This is a genomic window from Agrobacterium sp. InxBP2 (assembly GCF_026191755.1).
Lineage (GTDB): Bacteria > Pseudomonadota > Alphaproteobacteria > Rhizobiales > Rhizobiaceae > Agrobacterium > Agrobacterium pusense.
Genome location: NZ_JAINDY010000019.1, coordinates 64,484 through 81,501, shown reverse-complemented (window position 1 = coordinate 81,501; position 17,018 = coordinate 64,484). Strand labels below are relative to the sequence as shown.

The window sequence follows — 17,018 nt, the reverse complement described above, 5'->3', positions numbered from 1 at the left end:
CAGGCCGGAACCGCATCTGGCTTGCCTGGGGATCAGGCCTGGATCAAAGCGATACCGCGGCTCCTGAAGCCGAGTGTGACGTCGCTTGCCGGCGGCAGGCCGGTTTCCGCCATATGATCGATGATGAAAAGCGTGCCGATCTCGGTTTCCACCTCGTATTCCACGTGGCCGCCCAGATAGGCGCTGTGCAGCACCCGCCCGGCAACCCCCTGCCCGCCGGGCTGACCGATTGAAATCGAGCCCGGGCGAACCGCAAGCTTCGCCGGCCCCAGCCTGGCGTTGCCTGCGGAAAGCCGATAATCGATGCCCCCAACGCGGACCATTGCGTCCGGCCCATCCAGCCTTATCACTTCGCAGCCCACGACATTCGCCTCACCCATGAAATCGGCAATGAAGGCGGAGGCTGGAGCCTCATACAGCTCGCGGGGGGCGCCAGACTGGGCGATCTCTCCATCCTTCATCACGATGATGCGGTCGGAAACGGCGAGCGCCTCATCCTGATCATGCGTCACGTAAACCGCAGTGAAGCCAAGTCTTTGCTGCAATTCACGGATTTCGGTGCGGACCCGGCGACGAAGGCGGGCATCGAGGTTCGAAAGAGGTTCGTCCAGCAGCAGCACCTGCGGCTCCAGTACCAGGGCACGGGCAACCGCGACACGCTGCTGCTGCCCACCGGAAAGTTCGGCAGGCAGGCGATGCCCCATGCCGGCAAGGCCGACAAGCTTCAGCCCCTCTTCCGCCTTTTCCCGCGCTTCCGCCTTGCGTAGCCCGGAGGATTGCAGGCCATAGGCAACATTGTCGAGCGCCGTCATGTGCGGGAACAGCGCATACGACTGGAAGACCATCGAGACATCGCGCTCGTTGGCTGGCAGCATCGTGACATCCTGATCGCCGATGAGAATGCGGCCGGACGTCGGGTGTTCGAGGCCCGCCAGCATGCGCAACGTCGTCGTCTTGCCGCAGCCGGATGGGCCGAGCAGAGTTACCAGCGTGCCTGGTTCGATGGTGAGCGACAGGTCCGGTATGGCGGTGAAAGCACCGAAGGTCTTGCGGACATTCTTGAAGGTAACGGAGCCGGGCTTAACGGAAATCATGCGGTTTTCTCCTGGGCAAGAGGAACGGGGGAAGCGGATGGTAGGCCAGCGACGCGGTTTTCGCGCCGCAGCCGACGCTCGCCAACGAGGAACTGGAAGCCGGCAATGACGGTGATCATCACCACGATCAGCATGGAGGAATAGGCAATCGCAACCCCATATTCGCCGTTTTCGACGAGGCCGACGATGTAGGACGTCGCCATGTTGTATTCGGCGCTGACGAGGAAGATGACGGCGCTGATGGAGGTGATGGCGCGCACGAAGGAATAGACCAGTGCGGCCGTGATCGCGGGCCTCAGGAGCGGCAGGATGACCTTGCGAATGGTGCGGAAACTGTTGGCCCGCAGCGTCAGCGAGGCCTCGTCGAGGCTCTTGTCGAGTTGGCTCATCGCCGCAATGCCGCCGCGCACACCGACCGGCATGTTGCGGAACACAAAGCAGGCGATCAGGATCAGCGCCGAGCCGGTCATTTCTACCGGCGGCAGGTTGAAGGCCATGATGTAGCTGACGCCGATGACTGTGCCGGGAATGGCAAAGCTCATCATCAGCGCAAATTCAAACAGGTTCCGCCCGGCAAATTTCTGCCGCACGATGATATAGGCCGTCAGGAGACCGACTGCGGCGGTGAGCGGAGCGGAAATCAGCGCGATCTTCATGGTCGTCCAGAACGAGTTCCAGGCAACGCCGGTCCACGCGATGGAGCCGTTGGAGAAACTCACGGAAAATGCGCGGAGGTAATGGTCGAAGGTGAGGGAATTGTCGAGACCCCAGGTCTTCACGAAACCGCCCACAAGGATCATGCCATAAACGACGATTGTGAAGACCATCCACGGCACGACAACGGCATGAACGCCGATGGACAGGCCACGCGGAAGCGCGATATGCGCGCCGCTGTCGCCCTTTCCCGTCACCGTGGCGAAATTCTTGCCTGCCAGCCAGAAGCGTTGGGCAAGGAAGGCCGAAAGCGTGAAACACAGCAGGATGATCGCCAGGACCGCGGCGCGCGACGGATCGTTCTGCGAACCAACGACAGCAAAGAAGATTTCCGTCGACAGGACGCCGTGTGTGCCGCCAAGCACCAGCGGGTTGCCGAAATCCGCCATGCTTTCGATGAAGCCGATGAGAAAGGCATTGGCGAGACCGGGCTTCATCAGCGGCAGGGAAACCCGCCAGAAAGTGCGCCAGCGGTCGGCGCGCAGCGTCTGAGAGGCTTCTTCCATGGAGGGGCTTACCCCTTCGACTACACCGATCAGCACCAGAAACGAGATGGGCGTGAACGAAAGAACCTGCGCGATCCAGATGCCGGTCATGCCATAAAGCCAGCGACCCGGCTCGATGCCGAAGAGATAGGAAAGCCATTCGGTGACGACGCCGGCGCGGCCGAAGAGCAGCGTCAGGGCAAGACCGATAACGAAAGGCGGCGTTATGATTGGCAGCACCGTCAGGAGCCGCAGTCCCTTCTTGAAGGGAAAGCGCGTGCGGGTGGCGATCAGGGCAAAGCCAAGGCCGAGCACGGTCGAACCGAAAGCGGTCATCAGCGCGAGGAAGAGCGTGCGCCAGGCAACACCGCAGCGCTCCTCACCCACGACGCAGCCAAGGCTCCATATGCCGGGATCCTTGATATTGCGAATGAATCCATCGGCATTAAAGGAGCCGTCGAAATCCTGAACGGACGCAACCAGCATACTGCCGATCGGATAGAAGACAAAAACCGTAACGAGGAAAACCAGAACGGAAATGGCGCCGACGACAAAGGCATCGCCCTTCATGACACCACGTTCGGCAAGCCCGAAGGCAAAAAGAAGCACGAAGACGAACGACATGACGACGGCCCCCGCCCCCATGGACGGCTGGCCATCGGCGAGCATGCCGAAGAGATTTTCGCTGATTGTCCAGGTCCAGCCGGTAAAGCCGATGGCCAGCCCTTGCAAGGCGAGGAAGACGAGACCAGCAGCGCCAATGAATGCAAGCAAACCGCCCCGGCGCATCGGATCACGGATCGGCCGGACAAGGCATGCGGCAAGGAAGAAAATGACAATGCCGACCAGCCATGGTTTTCCATAAGACAGTATCTGCAACACACCTGGCGCATTGCTGGCGGAGGAGAAAAACCCGGACAGCCAGCGGAAGCTGTAAAAGCCGCCTTCGATGCGATACCAGGGAAGAAGAATGAGGGCGAAAGCCCCGAACGCCAGGACGATGTCCAGCCTGCGATTGCCACGTGTCATGGCCGACCTCGCTTGTTTCATGCCGATGAAAGAGTGGCGGACACCCCGGCTTCAAAAGCCGGGATGCCGATCGCCGGAGTTCAGATCAGTTGGCGACCGCACCAACTTCGCGATCCCAGCGTTCCAGCAGCGCCTTGCGCTTGGCAGGATCGCCATAGGTCTTGAAGTCGTAGTCGATGAGCTTGATGTCCTCGAACTTCGGTGCCTCTTTCGGCACTTCCGCCGTTTTGTTGGACGGCAGCTGGAAGGACTTGGCGTCCTTCATGCGCGACTGGACCTCCGGCTTCAGCGCCCAGTCGTACCAGGTCTTGGCATTGTCGAGGTTGCGGGCGCCCTTGATGATCGACATGGAGCCGATCTCGTAACCCGTGCCCTCGCACGGAGCGATTGACTTGACCGGGAAACCTTCCGCGGTCTGGGCCACCGCATCATGCATGAAGACGATGCCGAGCGCCGTCTCGCCGCGCGCCGCCGCCTTGACCGGTGCCGAGCCGGACTTGGTATATTGCGAGATATTGGCGTTGAGCTTCTTCAGGTAATCGATGGCCTGATCCTCGCCCATGATCTGCACAAGTGAGGCAAGCGCGGTATAGGCGGTACCCGAAGAGTTCGGATTGGCGATCTGGATTTCGCCCTTGAGTTCCGGCGCCAGAAGGTCGGCCCAGCACTTTGGCTCCTTGTAACCCTTGGACTTGAATATCTCGGTGTTGTAGCCCCAGCCCAGCGCACCGGCATAAACGCCGACAGTCCGGTAACCCGTGCTCTCCGCCTGCTTGACCGCCCAGTCCTGCAACTGGTCCAGCATCGGCGACTTGTATTCGAGCGTCAGGTTTTCCGAGGCTGCCTGCATGTGCGGGTCGCCCGTACCGGCCCACCAGATATCGGTTTTCGGGTTGCGGGCTTCCGCGCGCACCTTGGCATAGGTCTCGCCCGAAGACAGGCGCACCATATTGACCTTGATGTCATGAGACTTTTCAAAATCGCCCTTCATCTGTTCGCAGATGACGACATCGGCCGAGCAGATCAGGTTCAGTTCGCCGGCCGCCTGCGCGGAAACGGCGCTTAGTGCCGTACCGGCAAAAAGCAGAGTGGAAAGTATCGTCAGTCGCATGGTTATCCTCCTGTAGCTTGCGTCTGAATTTCGGGTCACGCGCAGACATGGCGCTGCCGGTCGCGGCACCTTGTGGCGCGCGTGCTGTCGTTTCGGGGTTTTTGGTATTTGGCCCTACTGGGTCTGGCTCGGGTGAATCTCGCTGTCGAAGCGGCTCAATAATCGACTTCGCTCTTCCGGCTGGCCGAAGGTGGCAAAGTCGTAATCCACCATCTTGATCATCGATATATCAGGTGCCGTCAGCGGCAATGTCGCCCGGGCGTTGGACGGCACCTGGTTCTGGCCGGCTATGGCGCCGGTTTCCTGTCCTTCAGGGCTCAGCGCAAATTCCACGAAGGTCTGCGCAAGCGCCGTATTGTGGTTGCCCTTGACAATGCTGACCGCCCCGATCTCGTAGCCGGTGCCCTCGCAGGGCGCGACGATGACCAGCGGGAAACCCTCGATCTTCTGGGTCACGGCATCATGCATGAAGGAAATCCCGATAAGAACCTCACCCCGCGCCGCCGCCTTGACGGGTGCCGAACCGACCTTGGTATAACCCACGACATTGAGGTTCAGCTTCGTCATGAAACCAAAGGCTTCTTCCTCGCCGAACAGCTGCACAAGCGTGGCGAGCATGGTGAAGGCCGTGCCGGAATAGTTCGGATTGCCGGTCAGGATATGGCCACGATAGACGTCCTTGGCCAAATCCTTCCAGCAGGTGGGAGCGGGTAAGCTGTTTTTGGCAAGCAGTTCCGAATTATAGGCAAAACCAAGCGCGCCAGCATAAATTCCAGCCGATTTCGACCCGGACATCGCATTGAAGTTCTGCGCCCAGGGCAACAGATCCTGTTGATTGGCGGGCCGATATTCGTCCAGCAGGTCTTCGGAACCTGCCTGCAAATGTGTATCGCCGGTGCCGCCCCACCACACGTCGACTGTCGGATGGGATCGCTCGGCGCGAATCTGGTCGAGAATTTCGCCGGTGCTTTTGCGAACCATCGAAATTTCAAGTCCGGTCTTGGCTTCGAATGCCCGCTGCATGGTCACGCACCAGGCCTCATCGACGCCGCACAGGACGTTCAACTTCGGTTCGGCCATGCCATGCCCTGCGCCGCACAGCCAAAGGACCATGCTCGCCGCAAGTGCGGTCAATGCTTTCAATTAAGCCTCCCTGCCTGGAACCTCCCCGTTCCAGTCTCCATCAACAGCATGTCACATCCTGTCCGCACCGCAATCGAAGAATGGTTACCAATCTTTCACCGCACTGCCGAACAAGATTACAGATATTACAATTATGACAGGAGAGATAACCAGCGAGCCTTTGAAGATAGCCGCCACCATGCCTATGATGGTGGCGGGAGGAAGTTGCAGTGCTTAATCAGAAGGTTCGCATTCTGATCGTCGAGGACGATCCGGATATGGCCGAGCTTATCTCGGATCTCGTCGAGGCTGAGGGCTGGCTGCCCACCTGTGCGCGCTCCGCAGAGGAGGCCGACGAGATACTGGCAAAGGACAGGATGCAGCTCGTCCTCGTCGATCACAATCTGCCTGGCACGTCCGGGCGCACCTTCGCCCAGCGGCTGCGCAGCCAGATCGACATCGGCATCGTCATGGTCACCGCCGCCGGAAGTGCCGCCGACCGGGTGCTCGGCCTGGAGACCGCCGCCGACGACTACGTAGTCAAACCCTTCGAACCAATCGAGCTCACGGCGCGGATCAAGGCCGTCCTGCGCCGGACAATTCCCTCGCTAAAACAGGAGAAGGACAGCGAGCGTGACCACGGGCGCGCGGCGCTGCGGCTTGGCGACTGGGCGATCGATCTTGATGCACGCCGCGCTGTCTGCCTCGCGGACCGCAGCCGGACACTGACGAGCGCCGAATTCGCGCTTCTGGAAATTCTTGCCGAGACGCCCAACCAGGCCGTCAGCCGTTCCCAGATTCTCGACAGGCTGGGTTCGGAGAGCGACCGTTATATCGACAGAAACGTCGACGTGCTGGTGCTGCGGCTGAGGCGCAAGATCGAGATAAACCCCGATCTGCCGCGCCATATCAAGACCCGGCGCGGCAAGGGTTACGTGCTCCACACCGATGAGGGCGAGCCCTACCCGTGATCAGCCGCTCCTTCCTTTCCTCCATCGCCTTTCGCCTGCCCTTTGCGATCGTCTTTACCTGCGTCCTCGTCTTTAGCCTGTCCGCCATCGCGATTTACGGATTGCAGCGCGCCCGCGATGAAATGGCGGCCTATGGATTGCAGGCCTTCTCCAGTCTCGCCAAGGCCTCGCTGGTCTCGCGGCAGGTCTCCGATCTCGTCTCCAGTGCACCTTTCCTGATGAATGCCGCCTCGCCCTATCGCGTTTCCAGCGAAAGCCGCTCCGTTGTCCAGCAGGTCGATCTGCTTCTGCAGATGACAGAGCCGGGCAGCGGCGAGCGAGCAGCACGCGGCTTTGCGAGTGAGCGTATCGTTGAACTGCTGCAGCGTATCCGAGCGCAGACACTCGATCTCGCTAAGGATGCCGATGCCGCGCAGGGCCACAAGGCGGAGGCGGCAGCCGCGCTTGGCGAAATCGCCACCGGTCAGGGTATCCTCGATCCGGAGCTGCGCCGGCGGATGAACGGCATCGTACAGGCCGCGTCCGCGTCCGACAGTCTTTTTCAGCTTGGCGAACTGCGCCGCCGCTATGTGGCGGAAACAACGGCGCGTCAGCAGGGTTATCCGGGCGAGCGCCTGCCCATTGCCGAGCTTCAGCCCTATGAGCGGGTTTTCGAGGCCCAGAGCCGTTACCTTCTGGAGATGTTCGCGATCCGCGCCTCGGTCTCGCGCCTTCACACCGTCTCGCGCGATCTTTCGCATGTGACCGAAACGCAGGGCGACGCGGTCGCGCGCAGTCTGAACGAAGACCTTATCTCCACCTCCGATGCTCTCAACCGGCTGCTGATCATTGTCGCCGTTGCCTCGCTGTTGGTTCTCATCGTGGCGATCTTTTCGATCCGGTCGGTGATGCGTGTCTCGCGCGGGATCGTGACGCTCTCCAACGGCATGAATGCCCTCGCCAAGGGGGAAACGGATGTCGGGCCGCCCTCCTATACGGGTCCCGAGACGGAGCTCATCCGCCTGCTCGACGCGTTTCGCGCCTTCCACGACAGCGTCGACCGCGTCTCTCGCCTCAGGCGTACGGCCGAAGCCGCAGCCCGCACCATCCGCTCCACATTCCGCAACATGAATGAGGGAATAGCGCTGTTCGATCCGGCCGGGCGGCCTATCACCATGAACCGCCGCATCATCGAACTTGTCGGGCGTTCCGGCTCGTCCCGAAAGCTGCCGATCCGCCGGTTCGTCGAGCCCATTCCCGAAATCGATTCGATGCTGCTGCCCTTCGATGGTGGGCATGGGAACCTGCTGGAGCGCGCCGTGGTGCGGCATCGAACCGCCGACCAGCGGGTTATAGAAATATCGATGTCGCGCCAGCCGGATGGCGGCATCGTGCTGCTTGCCCGCGATGTGACCGCGCTAGACCGGCAGGAGGCGGAAGCAGTCAAGGCCCAGCGGCTGGACGGCATCATGCGCATGACCCACCAGGTCAGCCACGAGGTGGGTAACATGATCGGCATCATCACCGGCAGCCTCGGCCTTCTGGAGCGAGAGGCCGGTTTCAATGACCGCCAGAACCGGCATATTGCCCGCATTCGCAAGGCAGCTGATCGCGGCCGCTCCCTGGCCAGCAGCATGCTGACCATCGGCAGCCAGCAGCCCATCCATCCAAGCTGCATTAACGTGGCCAATCTCCTGCGCGGCATGGCCGATATTCTCGAGATCGCGGTTGGCCCCAAATGCCGTATTGCACTCGATCTCGATGATGATCTTCCCGCCATCCCGCTCGACCCCGCCCTCTTCGAGCAATCCATCCTCAATCTCTGCCTCAACGCCGCGGCCGCCATGCCGGAGGGCGGCCTGATTTCAATCGAGGCGGCCTGCGAGAAGGATACTCTGGTGATAACCGTCTCGGACGAGGGCATCGGCATGACGCCGGAGGCCGTGGACAAGGCCTTCGAACCCTATTTCACCACCCGGGGGGACCATGGAGGCGCAGGCCTGGGACTTGCCATGGTCTATGGTTTCGTGCGCCAGAGCGGTGGCGAAGCCCACATCCATTCAAAGCCCGGTGAGGGCGCAAGGGTGCAGCTGCTTTTCCCGATTCATGCCGGGCAGGCGAGATAACATTGCAGGATCGGGTGTCGGGGCACTGGCGCCCGGGGATCAGCCCTTGCTGATGCGCAATCCATCCAGAAAGGTCCGGAAACTCCTTACGGCCCGTTCCGACGTTGTTTCCGGATCGTCAGAATTGGCAATCCACTGGGCGGCGCTGCTGCTCGCCGCATTGATGAAACGGGCACACGCCTCGGAATCGATATCGGCGATCGTTCCCTCCTGCTTGAGCGCATCGAGACTGCGCGAAACAGCGGAAATACAGCCGTTGGCATTTGGCCAGCGGGATGGATCGCCAAGTACGGCCGGTCCATCGCGAAACATGATCCTCTGGATTTCCGGTTCAAGCGCCATACGGACATAGCCGACATTCTCCTCGACGAACCCTTCCCAACGCGTCGAGGCTCTCGAAGAAATCTCGCAAAGCCGTTTTGTCATCTCCGCGTCGATCTCGGCCACCACCGCCAGCAACAAACCCTTTTTGTCCCCGAAATGATGATAGAGCGCACCACGGGTCAGCCCTGCCTCGGCGGTAAAATCATCCATGGAGGCCTCAGCATAACCAATACTGCCAAACGCCCTGCGTCCGGCAGCCAGCAGCTTTGCCCGCGTTTCAGCAATCATTTCACTGCGAGGTTTGCGCATTTTTGCTCCAGCATCCACATACGTCGCGTATATTAGTTGACATACGCCGCGTATGCAATTATTTCATTTACATACGCCACGTATGTTTGTGGTGGATACTCCCTAAACAAGGTGCATCCGATGTCTAATCCATACAGAGAAATTTTCCGGGTTCCAGGCGCCAAAGGCTTTTCAGCTGCAGGTTTCTTTGCCCGCCTCCCCATCGCCATGGCGCCGATCGGCATCGTGGCCATGTTGTCGCAAACGCATGGCGAATATTCGCTGGCAGGCGCCGTATCAGCAACCTTCGCGCTGACCAATGCCGCCGTCGCGCCGCAAATCTCGCGGCTGGTGGACCGCCGGGGCCAAAGCAGCGTTCTCATCCCCGCGACCATTCTATCCGTCCTCGCCTTTGCGGCGTTGATCATCGCCACCAATCAGCGATGGCCGGCGTGGACGCTGTTTCTTTCCGCCTTCCTCGCCGCCGCCATGCCAAGCATCCCCGCCATGATGCGGGCCCGCTGGACGGAACTCTTTCGGGACCGGCCGGAACTGAATACGGCCTTTGCCTTCGAATCCGCGGCTGACGAACTTGTCTACATTGCGGGTGCATCGCTTTCCGTCGGGCTTGCGGTTTCGCTTTTTCCAGAAGCGGGCATGATGATCAGCACGGCATTTCTGGCGGTCGGAACATTTGCCTTTCTTCTGCAGCGATCCACAGAACCCAAAGTGCGCCCGGTCGAGGGCGGCCGTCGGCAGCGTTCTGCAATATGGCTGCGTCCGGTACAGATCATCACGGTCGCACTCATCTTCGTCGGCTCGACTTTCGCCACCGCCGAGGTGAGCGCCGTCGCCATCACCAAGGAACTCGGCCAGCCGGAAGCAGCCAGCCTCGTCATCGGCGTCTATGCCATTGGCTCTTTCGTCGTCGGCCTGCTTCTTGGTGCGCTCAACCCGAAAACGCCGCTGCACCGGCAATTGCTGATCGCTGTCAGCGTTCTTGCCCTGACGGCGCTGCCGCTCCTCGTCGCGGCATCCAGTGTCGCCCTGCTTGCCTTTGCCGTGTTCCTCAGCGGTGTGGCAATCTCTCCCATTTTCATCACCGCTTTCGGCCTGATTGAACGCCGGGTGCCGGAATCGATGCTGACGGAAGGCGTGACCTGGGTCATGACCGGTATCGGTATCGGCATGGCGCTGGGCGCTTTCGTCTCGGGATGGGTGATCGACAATTTCGGCCCGGACAATGGCTTCTGGGTGTCGGTCGCCGCAAGCCTTTCAACGGTGACGATCATTGGGCTTGGTCAGCGCAGCCTCTCGGCGGAGCGAAGGCATCCGGGTGGGTCTCCGGCAGCGCAGCCCGCCGAATGATCCGGGCTGGCGGACACTGAAACGAACGGACCGCACCGCTTCTCATGAGTAGACGCTTCAAAAACGCTTCTCCGCGCAGGATATGCGGAGAAGTCAATAACCGCCCGTCAGGAAAATACTCTCGCCGGTCATAAAGCTGCAGGCCTGCGAAGACAGGAAGATGGCGGCGCCCACCATTTCCTCCGGCTGACCGGCTCGTCCCATCCAGTTCAGGGTCCGGACATATTCAGCCCAGCCTTCGGGGTCTTCGTCCCGGCGATGGGCATTGCGATCCGTATCGACCAGACCGGGCGCTAGAGTGTTGAGGAGAACATTGTCCTTCGCATAGTCGCGCGCCTGACTCTGGATCAGATTATGCTGCGCAGCCTTGGTGGCGGCATAGGCGGTGACGATGCCCTTCGGCCGCAACTGGTTGACCGAGCCGATGGAAACCACCCTTCCCCATTTTCGCGACGCCATGCGCGGCAGGATCGTCTGCAGCATGTCCACTGTCGACCCGAGATTGACCGCCAGCTGAAACGCCAGATCATCGGGGTTCAGCTCCGACAGTACCGCATTGATCTGGGCGCTCGCATTGATGACGAGAATATCAACCGGTGCGACCGTCTCAGCGCGCTCGACAAGATCGCGCCCGGCGCCCGGTTCGGAGAGATCACCGGCCAGCTCTTGGGCCAAGCCACCGCCGTCCGCGATGCGTTTCCGCACGGCGATTGTCGCACCCGGCTTCACGCCATGCAGGATGACATGCGCGCCGGCCCCCGCCAGCCCTTCCGCTATGGCCGCCCCTATGCCGCGGCTGGAACCGGTGACGAGCGCCGTGCGGCCTTTCAAACCAAAGACGCTTTCAAGACGCATAATTTATCCTTCGAACAGTGAAATGCGCGCGCCGGCAATTCCGGGGCGGCAGGAGAACAGGCCACCAGACAGCGGGGCGTCGGCGAGCGTGGATGCCGGCAGGCGCGTGCGGGCACTGGTGATGAAGAGCGTCGACAGGTCCGGCCCGCCGAAGGCCACACTCGACGGGCGCGGCACCGGCATCTCGATCACCTGATCCAGCTTGCCGTTCGGAAGATAGCGGCGCACGCACCAGCCGTCCCAGATCGCACACCACACCCCGCCTTCCGCATCCACGGCGAGGCCGTCCGGACGGCCGTCGGCCACGGGAATACGGGCAAATTCACGGCGCTGCGACAGGGCGCCCGTCGTCGGATCACAATCATAGGCATGGATAAGGCCGGGCACCGTATCGACGAAATAGAAGGTCCTGCCATTGGGGCTCCAGCCGAGACCGTTGGAGACGACGATGCCGCCTTCCTTGCGTTCGAATGCCCCATCGGCATTGATCCGATAAAGCGCGCCGGTGGGCTTGGAGGCATCGATGCGCATCGACCCGACCCAGATGGCGCCGTCCGGCCCGCATTTGGCATCGTTCAAGCGGTTATCGCCAATGCCAGCCTCCGGGCTGACGAAGGGTGTCAGCCGGCCCGAAGTGAAGTCCAGCCATTCGACGCCATCCTGCGACGCCACCAGCAATCGCCCTCCGGAGACTGGAATGACGGCACTGACCAGCTTACCTGTCTCGCAGGTTTCGTTACGGCCGGTGGCGGGATCGAAACGATGGACGGCGGGGTGCAGAATATCCACCCAGTAGAGCGCGTTTTCGCCTTCATGCCAGACCGGGCTTTCCCCAAGCTGCGCCCCCCAGGGAAGAATGCAGCTGAGTTCGGCGCTGGGGCGTCCTGTTACCGAACGCGGTCGTGGCCGCGAGCTGATGGCGACAGCCCCGGCGGCGCCGGTAATCCGGCGTGCAGCGGCAATCAGTTCGCGCCCGGCAGGATGAATGTTGGACGCATCGAGCCGCGACGACGGCCCGAGCGCGACAAGCACACCCATCGGCGTATTGTCACGGCCCATGACGGGTGCGGCAACGGAATTCACCCCTGGCAGGTGCTCCTCATAGGAGATCGAGTAACCCCTCGCCCGCGTCAGCGTCAGATCGGCCTGAAGTGCATCGAGCGTGGTAATCGTCCGCGGCGTCTGCGCATCCAGCGTCAGCCGATCGAGCAGGGAACGGCCGACAGCGGGGTCCTGAAAGGCAAGCAGCGCCTTGCCCGGCGCGGTACAATGCAAAGGAACCCGGCGTCCCACTTCTACCCGCACGGAGAGACCGTTTGGAGAACGTTCCGCAAGATATTGCGTCATGATGCCGTCCAGCCGGCAGAGCGCTACGGTCTCGCCCAGTTCGGCAGCCAACCTCTCGAGTTCGGGTGTCGCGGCCGATACCAGATCGAAGCTCTCCCAGACTTTGTGGGACATTTCGAGAAAGCGCTGGCCCAGAACATAGGTTCCACGCGCCTCATCCTGACGGACGAGCCCATAGGCTATGAGGGTGCGCAGGATGCGGGCAAAAGTCGGCTTGGGCAGGCCGGATGCGCGCAACAGTTCCGCAAAACGCGGCGGCTCCGGCGCATCGGCCACCATGTCGAGAAGGGTCAACCCCTTCGCCAGCGCAGCGGTGCCGCCCGGTGTCTCGGGTTTCATCGCGTCTCCTTCGCGAGACGCTGCCGCCTTGCGGCGGCCGCCTCTTCCAGCATCCGGTCCATCGTCCATTGTGCCTCAAACCCCAGGGTGTTTTTGATCCGCGCGTTAGACGTATGGTAATAAACGCCGTCGCCGGGAAAATCGACAGTCACGATGGGGAGGCCGGTCACCGCGGCCATTTTCGGCAGAAGCTCGGCGAAATCGGATGGCTCATCCGCGCCGAGATTGAAGATGCAGCCCGCCGCGTCAGGGTGATCGAGGGCGAGCAGGATCCCGGCCACCATATCGCGTGTATCGGTTATGTGCATGCGGTATGGCCGGCCGTTTTCATTACGCGCCAATATATGTGACGCTTCGCCGATATCCCGGGACTGTAGCAGTTCGGCAATCGCAACGTTCCCGAAATTCCGCTGCTGCCGAATGCGCGGTCGCAGGAAAAAACGCGGGCCGGAGAAGAAGCTGTCTTGATCCAGCAGCTCAGCCGCATCCTGCGTATGAGAAAAGCGCAGGATCACGGTTTCCATGCTGCCAGTCCGCTGGTGAAAGCGAACCAGTTCCTCGCCCAGAAGCTTGGTCAGGCCATAGGGCGAACTGGGGCGAAGCGGATGATCCTCGGTGACCGGCAGGAATTCGGGGCGGTTTTCCGGATAGACTTCTCCTGAAGAGGCGAAGACGAACCGCTGCACGCCTGCGGCTGCGGCCGCATCCAGAAGACGGCGCGTGCCTTCGACATTGACCGCAAACATGCGGTCCCGGTCCTCCGGCGCCCATGACATAAAGGCCCCGAGATGCAGAACGGCGCTCACACCTTCCATGGCTTTGGACAGCGCCTGCCCGTCCTCCAGCGATCCGACGACCTCCTCACCGCCCGTACCCGACGGACGAAGGTCAAAGCCGCGGACCGCCCGAGCGTCCATACGCAAGGCAGCGGCGACAGCACGACCCACACGGCCTGCCGATCCGGTGACGAGGATCATAGCCGTGCTCCGGTCTTTGCGTCGAAGAGATAAAGCTGTGCCGGATCAAAGCCGAGCTGAAGCGCTTCGTCAGCCCGAAGGTTGCCGCTATGCGAGACGCGGGCGATCAGCCCCTTGGACCTGCCCTCCTCGCCATCTGCGACCCTTGCGCCTTCCGCATCGAAATAGACGTATTTTTCCGATCCCAGACTTTCCACCAGCGTCGGGCGAACGCTGAAGGTCACCGGCCCATCGCCCAGAACGAGATGCTCTGGCCGCAAGCCCACGATCACGCTACCCTGCCTGGCAGATGCCGCCGGCAGGTTTACCTTCTGGCCGAAAACAGTCAGTGCGCCGTCACGCAGTTCCGCGTTGAGGAAATTCATGCCGGGCGATCCGATGAAACCGGCGACAAAGAGGTTGGCCGGATTGTTGAAAAGCTCATCGGGCGCCGCGATCTGCTGGATGATGCCGCCCTGCATGATAACCACCCGGTCCGCCATGGTCATGGCTTCCACCTGGTCATGCGTCACATAAACGGTGGTGACACCGATACGCTTGTGCAGGGCGCCGATTTCGGCACGCATGTGGACGCGCAGCTTGGCATCGAGGTTGGACAGCGGTTCGTCCATCAGAAAGGCCTGCGGCTGACGCACGATGGCGCGGCCGAGCGCCACGCGCTGCCGCTGTCCGCCCGAGAGATCCTTCGGCTTGCGATCGAGATAGGGCGTTACCTCGAGAATGCGCGCCGCGTCATCCACCCGGCGATCAATCTCCGTCTTGTCCGTGCCGCGCATCTTCAGGCCGAAGCCGATGTTCTGCCGGACCGTCAGGTGCGGATAAAGCGCGTAATTCTGAAACACCATGGCGATGTCGCGGTCACCCGGCGCCAGATCCGTGACTTCGTTTTCGCCGATGAAGATCTGCCCTTCGCTTGCCGGTTCAAGGCCTGCAAGGATTTTCAGCATCGTCGACTTGCCGCAGCCGGAAGGCCCGACCAGCACCACGAACTCGCCGTTTTCGATCTCGAGCGAAAAGGGCCTGAGCACGTTGAGGGCGCCATAGGACTTGCTGACATTGCGAATGGAAATATTGGCCATGCTTATTTCTCCGCGCCAGCGGTGAGTCCGCCGACCAAATAACGTTCCAGAAACAGGTAGATTGCGATGATCGGCAGCGCGATGAACACGGATGCGGCGGAAATGTCGTTCCAGTAGGTGACGTATTCGCCCTGCATCGTGGTGATGCCGAGATTGGCCGTCCAGTTGTCCGGCGAGTTGACGAGGAAGGTGCGGGCATAGGCGTAATCCGCCCAGCTGAGCACGAAGGCATAAAGTGCCGTGGCAGCAAGACCGGGTGTGGCGATCGGAAGCACGACCCGGACCATTGCACCGATCGGCGAGCAACCGTCGACCATCGCGGCCTGCTCCAGTTCCTTCGGAATGGTGTCGAAATAGCCTTTCAGCATCCATGTGGCGAAAGGAATGATCATGGTCGAATGCGCCAGCACCAGTGTCCAGAGGCTGCCGATCAGACCGAAGCTGGAAAAGATCGAAAACAGCGGAATGACGAGCAGCGTTGCAGGAAGCATCTTCGCCGTCAGGACGAAGAGACCCATGGTCGCGCCGCCCCGCATGGAATAACGCGAAAGGGCATAACCGGCGCTGACGGAGACGAGCATCGACAGCGCCACCGAACCGACGGCCGCAAGCATCGAGTTCCACAGCCATAGCAGGATCGGCTTCGCGGCCCAGACCCTGGCGAAAATGTCCCATTGCGCATCATCCGGCCAGAAGGTCGGCGGAAGGCGGTACAGTTCATCGGTGGTGGAGAGCGCCGTGACCAGAAGCCAGTAGACCGGGAACAGGATCATCACCAGCGTGAAGATGACAGTCGAGTAAAGGGCAAGGCTCTGTAAAAATGTCCGTTTCATCAAAGCCTCCTCAATAGATCGATTTCGAACGCCGGCCGAGCATCAGAAGGCTCGCGACGATACAGATCACCAGTGTCAGCACGCCGACGGCGGCGGCGCGGCCGAAATTGTGATACTGGAAGGCCTGGTCATAGGTCATGATCGACAGGGTCTGGGTCGACCTCAGCGGTCCGCCACCGGTCAGAACCTTGATGATGGAAAAGTCGCGGAACACCCACAGAAGCGTCAGCACCAGCGTCACGCCCAGCACCGGCATCAAAAGCGGCATGGTGATCCAGCGGAAACGCTGCCAGACGCTCGCGCCATCCACCTTGGCGGCCGCATAATAATCGGCCGGAATGGATTGCAGACCGGCGAGGCACATGATCGACACGAAAGGAAAACCCTTCCAGACCATGGTGATAGCGACAGCCCAGAAGGCGGCTGTCGAACTGCTCACCCACGGGATCATCTGGTCGGTGAAACCGAGCTTTATCGCCAGCCATCCGAACAGCCCGAAGGACGTATCGAACATCCACGCGAAGATGACGACCGCGATGATTTCCGGCACTGCCCAGGGCAGCGCCATTCCCAGCCGCGCAACGGTTCGGCCCTTGAAGCGGTTATTGGCCAGAAGCGCCGTGCTGAGGCCAACGGCCACGCTGCCCGCGGTGACAACGACAACCAGCTTCAGCGTCACCCAGCAGGCGAGCCAGAATTCCGGCGATGAGAAAAGCCAGGTGTAATTGCCCAGTGAAAACGGCCGGCTTGCGCCACCGAGCCGCGGTATCTTGACCTGCTGGAAAGACAGGTCGATGGCCAGCACAAGCGGCCAGACGATGATGGCGGCAACCATCAGGACCGCGGGTGCGATCAGAATATAGCCGAGGAGATGTTGCCGGCTGGGACGCGCAAGATCAAAGAACTTGCGGCGCCCGGCCCGAGCGGGTGCGGTCATGGATGGTCCTCCTGCCGGATGCGGATGGTAACCACGGCCC

General features: G+C 61.2%; 14 protein-coding genes. 3 read left to right on the top strand and 11 right to left on the bottom strand.

Annotated features, from left to right (window positions below):
• Positions 1–32 precede the first annotated feature (32 nt).
• The 4 genes from K7A42_RS02555 to K7A42_RS02540 form a co-directional block, all read right to left on the bottom strand.
• A complete protein-coding gene (locus tag K7A42_RS02555; protein WP_034498388.1) occupies positions 33–1,094 on the bottom strand; it encodes an ABC transporter ATP-binding protein in 1,062 nt (353 codons plus the stop codon).
• Positions 1,091–3,322 (bottom strand): ABC transporter permease, encoded by a 2,232-nt coding sequence (locus tag K7A42_RS02550; RefSeq protein ID WP_006698675.1) that lies wholly within the window; start codon positions 3,320–3,322, stop codon positions 1,091–1,093. The genes K7A42_RS02555 and K7A42_RS02550 overlap by 4 nt, the downstream gene beginning before the upstream one ends.
• Positions 3,323–3,407: 85 nt before the next feature.
• Positions 3,408–4,433 (bottom strand): ABC transporter substrate-binding protein, encoded by a 1,026-nt coding sequence (locus tag K7A42_RS02545; RefSeq protein WP_003503939.1) that lies wholly within the window; start codon positions 4,431–4,433, stop codon positions 3,408–3,410.
• A 114-nt stretch (positions 4,434–4,547) separates the two neighbouring features.
• Positions 4,548–5,546: an ABC transporter substrate-binding protein gene (locus K7A42_RS02540; RefSeq protein ID WP_037091000.1), complete on the bottom strand. Its 999-nt coding sequence runs from the start codon at positions 5,544–5,546 to the stop codon at positions 4,548–4,550.
• Between the two features lie 239 nt (positions 5,547–5,785).
• Here K7A42_RS02540 and K7A42_RS02535 point away from each other — a divergent pair, with 239 nt between their 5' ends.
• Positions 5,786–6,526, top strand: coding sequence for a response regulator transcription factor (locus K7A42_RS02535; RefSeq protein WP_112555492.1), 741 nt, complete (start codon positions 5,786–5,788; stop codon positions 6,524–6,526).
• Positions 6,523–8,631, top strand: coding sequence for a sensor histidine kinase (locus K7A42_RS02530; RefSeq protein ID WP_112555490.1), 2,109 nt, complete (start codon positions 6,523–6,525; stop codon positions 8,629–8,631). Before K7A42_RS02535 ends, K7A42_RS02530 begins: the two co-directional genes overlap by 4 nt.
• 39 nt (positions 8,632–8,670) lie before the next feature.
• Here K7A42_RS02530 and K7A42_RS02525 read toward each other — a convergent pair whose 3' ends face one another.
• Positions 8,671–9,264: a TetR/AcrR family transcriptional regulator gene (locus K7A42_RS02525; RefSeq protein WP_004438189.1), complete on the bottom strand. Its 594-nt coding sequence runs from the start codon at positions 9,262–9,264 to the stop codon at positions 8,671–8,673.
• A 120-nt stretch (positions 9,265–9,384) separates the two neighbouring features.
• Between K7A42_RS02525 and K7A42_RS02520 the strand changes: the two genes are divergently transcribed.
• On the top strand, positions 9,385–10,611 hold the full coding sequence (locus tag K7A42_RS02520; RefSeq protein ID WP_112555489.1) for an MFS transporter: 1,227 nt from the start codon (positions 9,385–9,387) through the stop codon (positions 10,609–10,611).
• A gap of 93 nt (positions 10,612–10,704) precedes the next feature.
• Here K7A42_RS02520 and K7A42_RS02515 read toward each other — a convergent pair whose 3' ends face one another.
• From K7A42_RS02515 to K7A42_RS02490, 6 genes are read right to left on the bottom strand one after another with little or no spacing between them, the layout of a single operon-like run.
• A complete protein-coding gene (locus K7A42_RS02515; protein ID WP_034498395.1) occupies positions 10,705–11,466 on the bottom strand; it encodes an SDR family NAD(P)-dependent oxidoreductase in 762 nt (253 codons plus the stop codon).
• A 3-nt stretch (positions 11,467–11,469) separates the two neighbouring features.
• Positions 11,470–13,221, bottom strand: a complete 1,752-nt coding sequence (locus tag K7A42_RS02510; RefSeq protein ID WP_174151624.1) for an SMP-30/gluconolactonase/LRE family protein — start codon at positions 13,219–13,221, stop codon at positions 11,470–11,472.
• Positions 13,149–14,129: an NAD-dependent epimerase/dehydratase family protein gene (locus tag K7A42_RS02505; protein ID WP_044459759.1), complete on the bottom strand. Its 981-nt coding sequence runs from the start codon at positions 14,127–14,129 to the stop codon at positions 13,149–13,151. Before K7A42_RS02505 ends, K7A42_RS02510 begins: the two co-directional genes overlap by 73 nt.
• On the bottom strand, positions 14,126–15,208 hold the full coding sequence (locus tag K7A42_RS02500; RefSeq protein ID WP_022563544.1) for an ABC transporter ATP-binding protein: 1,083 nt from the start codon (positions 15,206–15,208) through the stop codon (positions 14,126–14,128). The genes K7A42_RS02505 and K7A42_RS02500 overlap by 4 nt, the downstream gene beginning before the upstream one ends.
• A 2-nt stretch (positions 15,209–15,210) precedes the next feature.
• Positions 15,211–16,041 carry a carbohydrate ABC transporter permease gene (locus K7A42_RS02495; protein WP_112555486.1) on the bottom strand — a complete coding sequence of 277 codons (831 nt, stop codon included), beginning with the start codon at positions 16,039–16,041 and terminating at the stop codon, positions 15,211–15,213.
• Between the two features lie 10 nt (positions 16,042–16,051).
• Positions 16,052–16,978, bottom strand: a complete 927-nt coding sequence (locus K7A42_RS02490; RefSeq protein ID WP_112555485.1) for a carbohydrate ABC transporter permease — start codon at positions 16,976–16,978, stop codon at positions 16,052–16,054.
• Positions 16,979–17,018 lie beyond the last annotated feature (40 nt).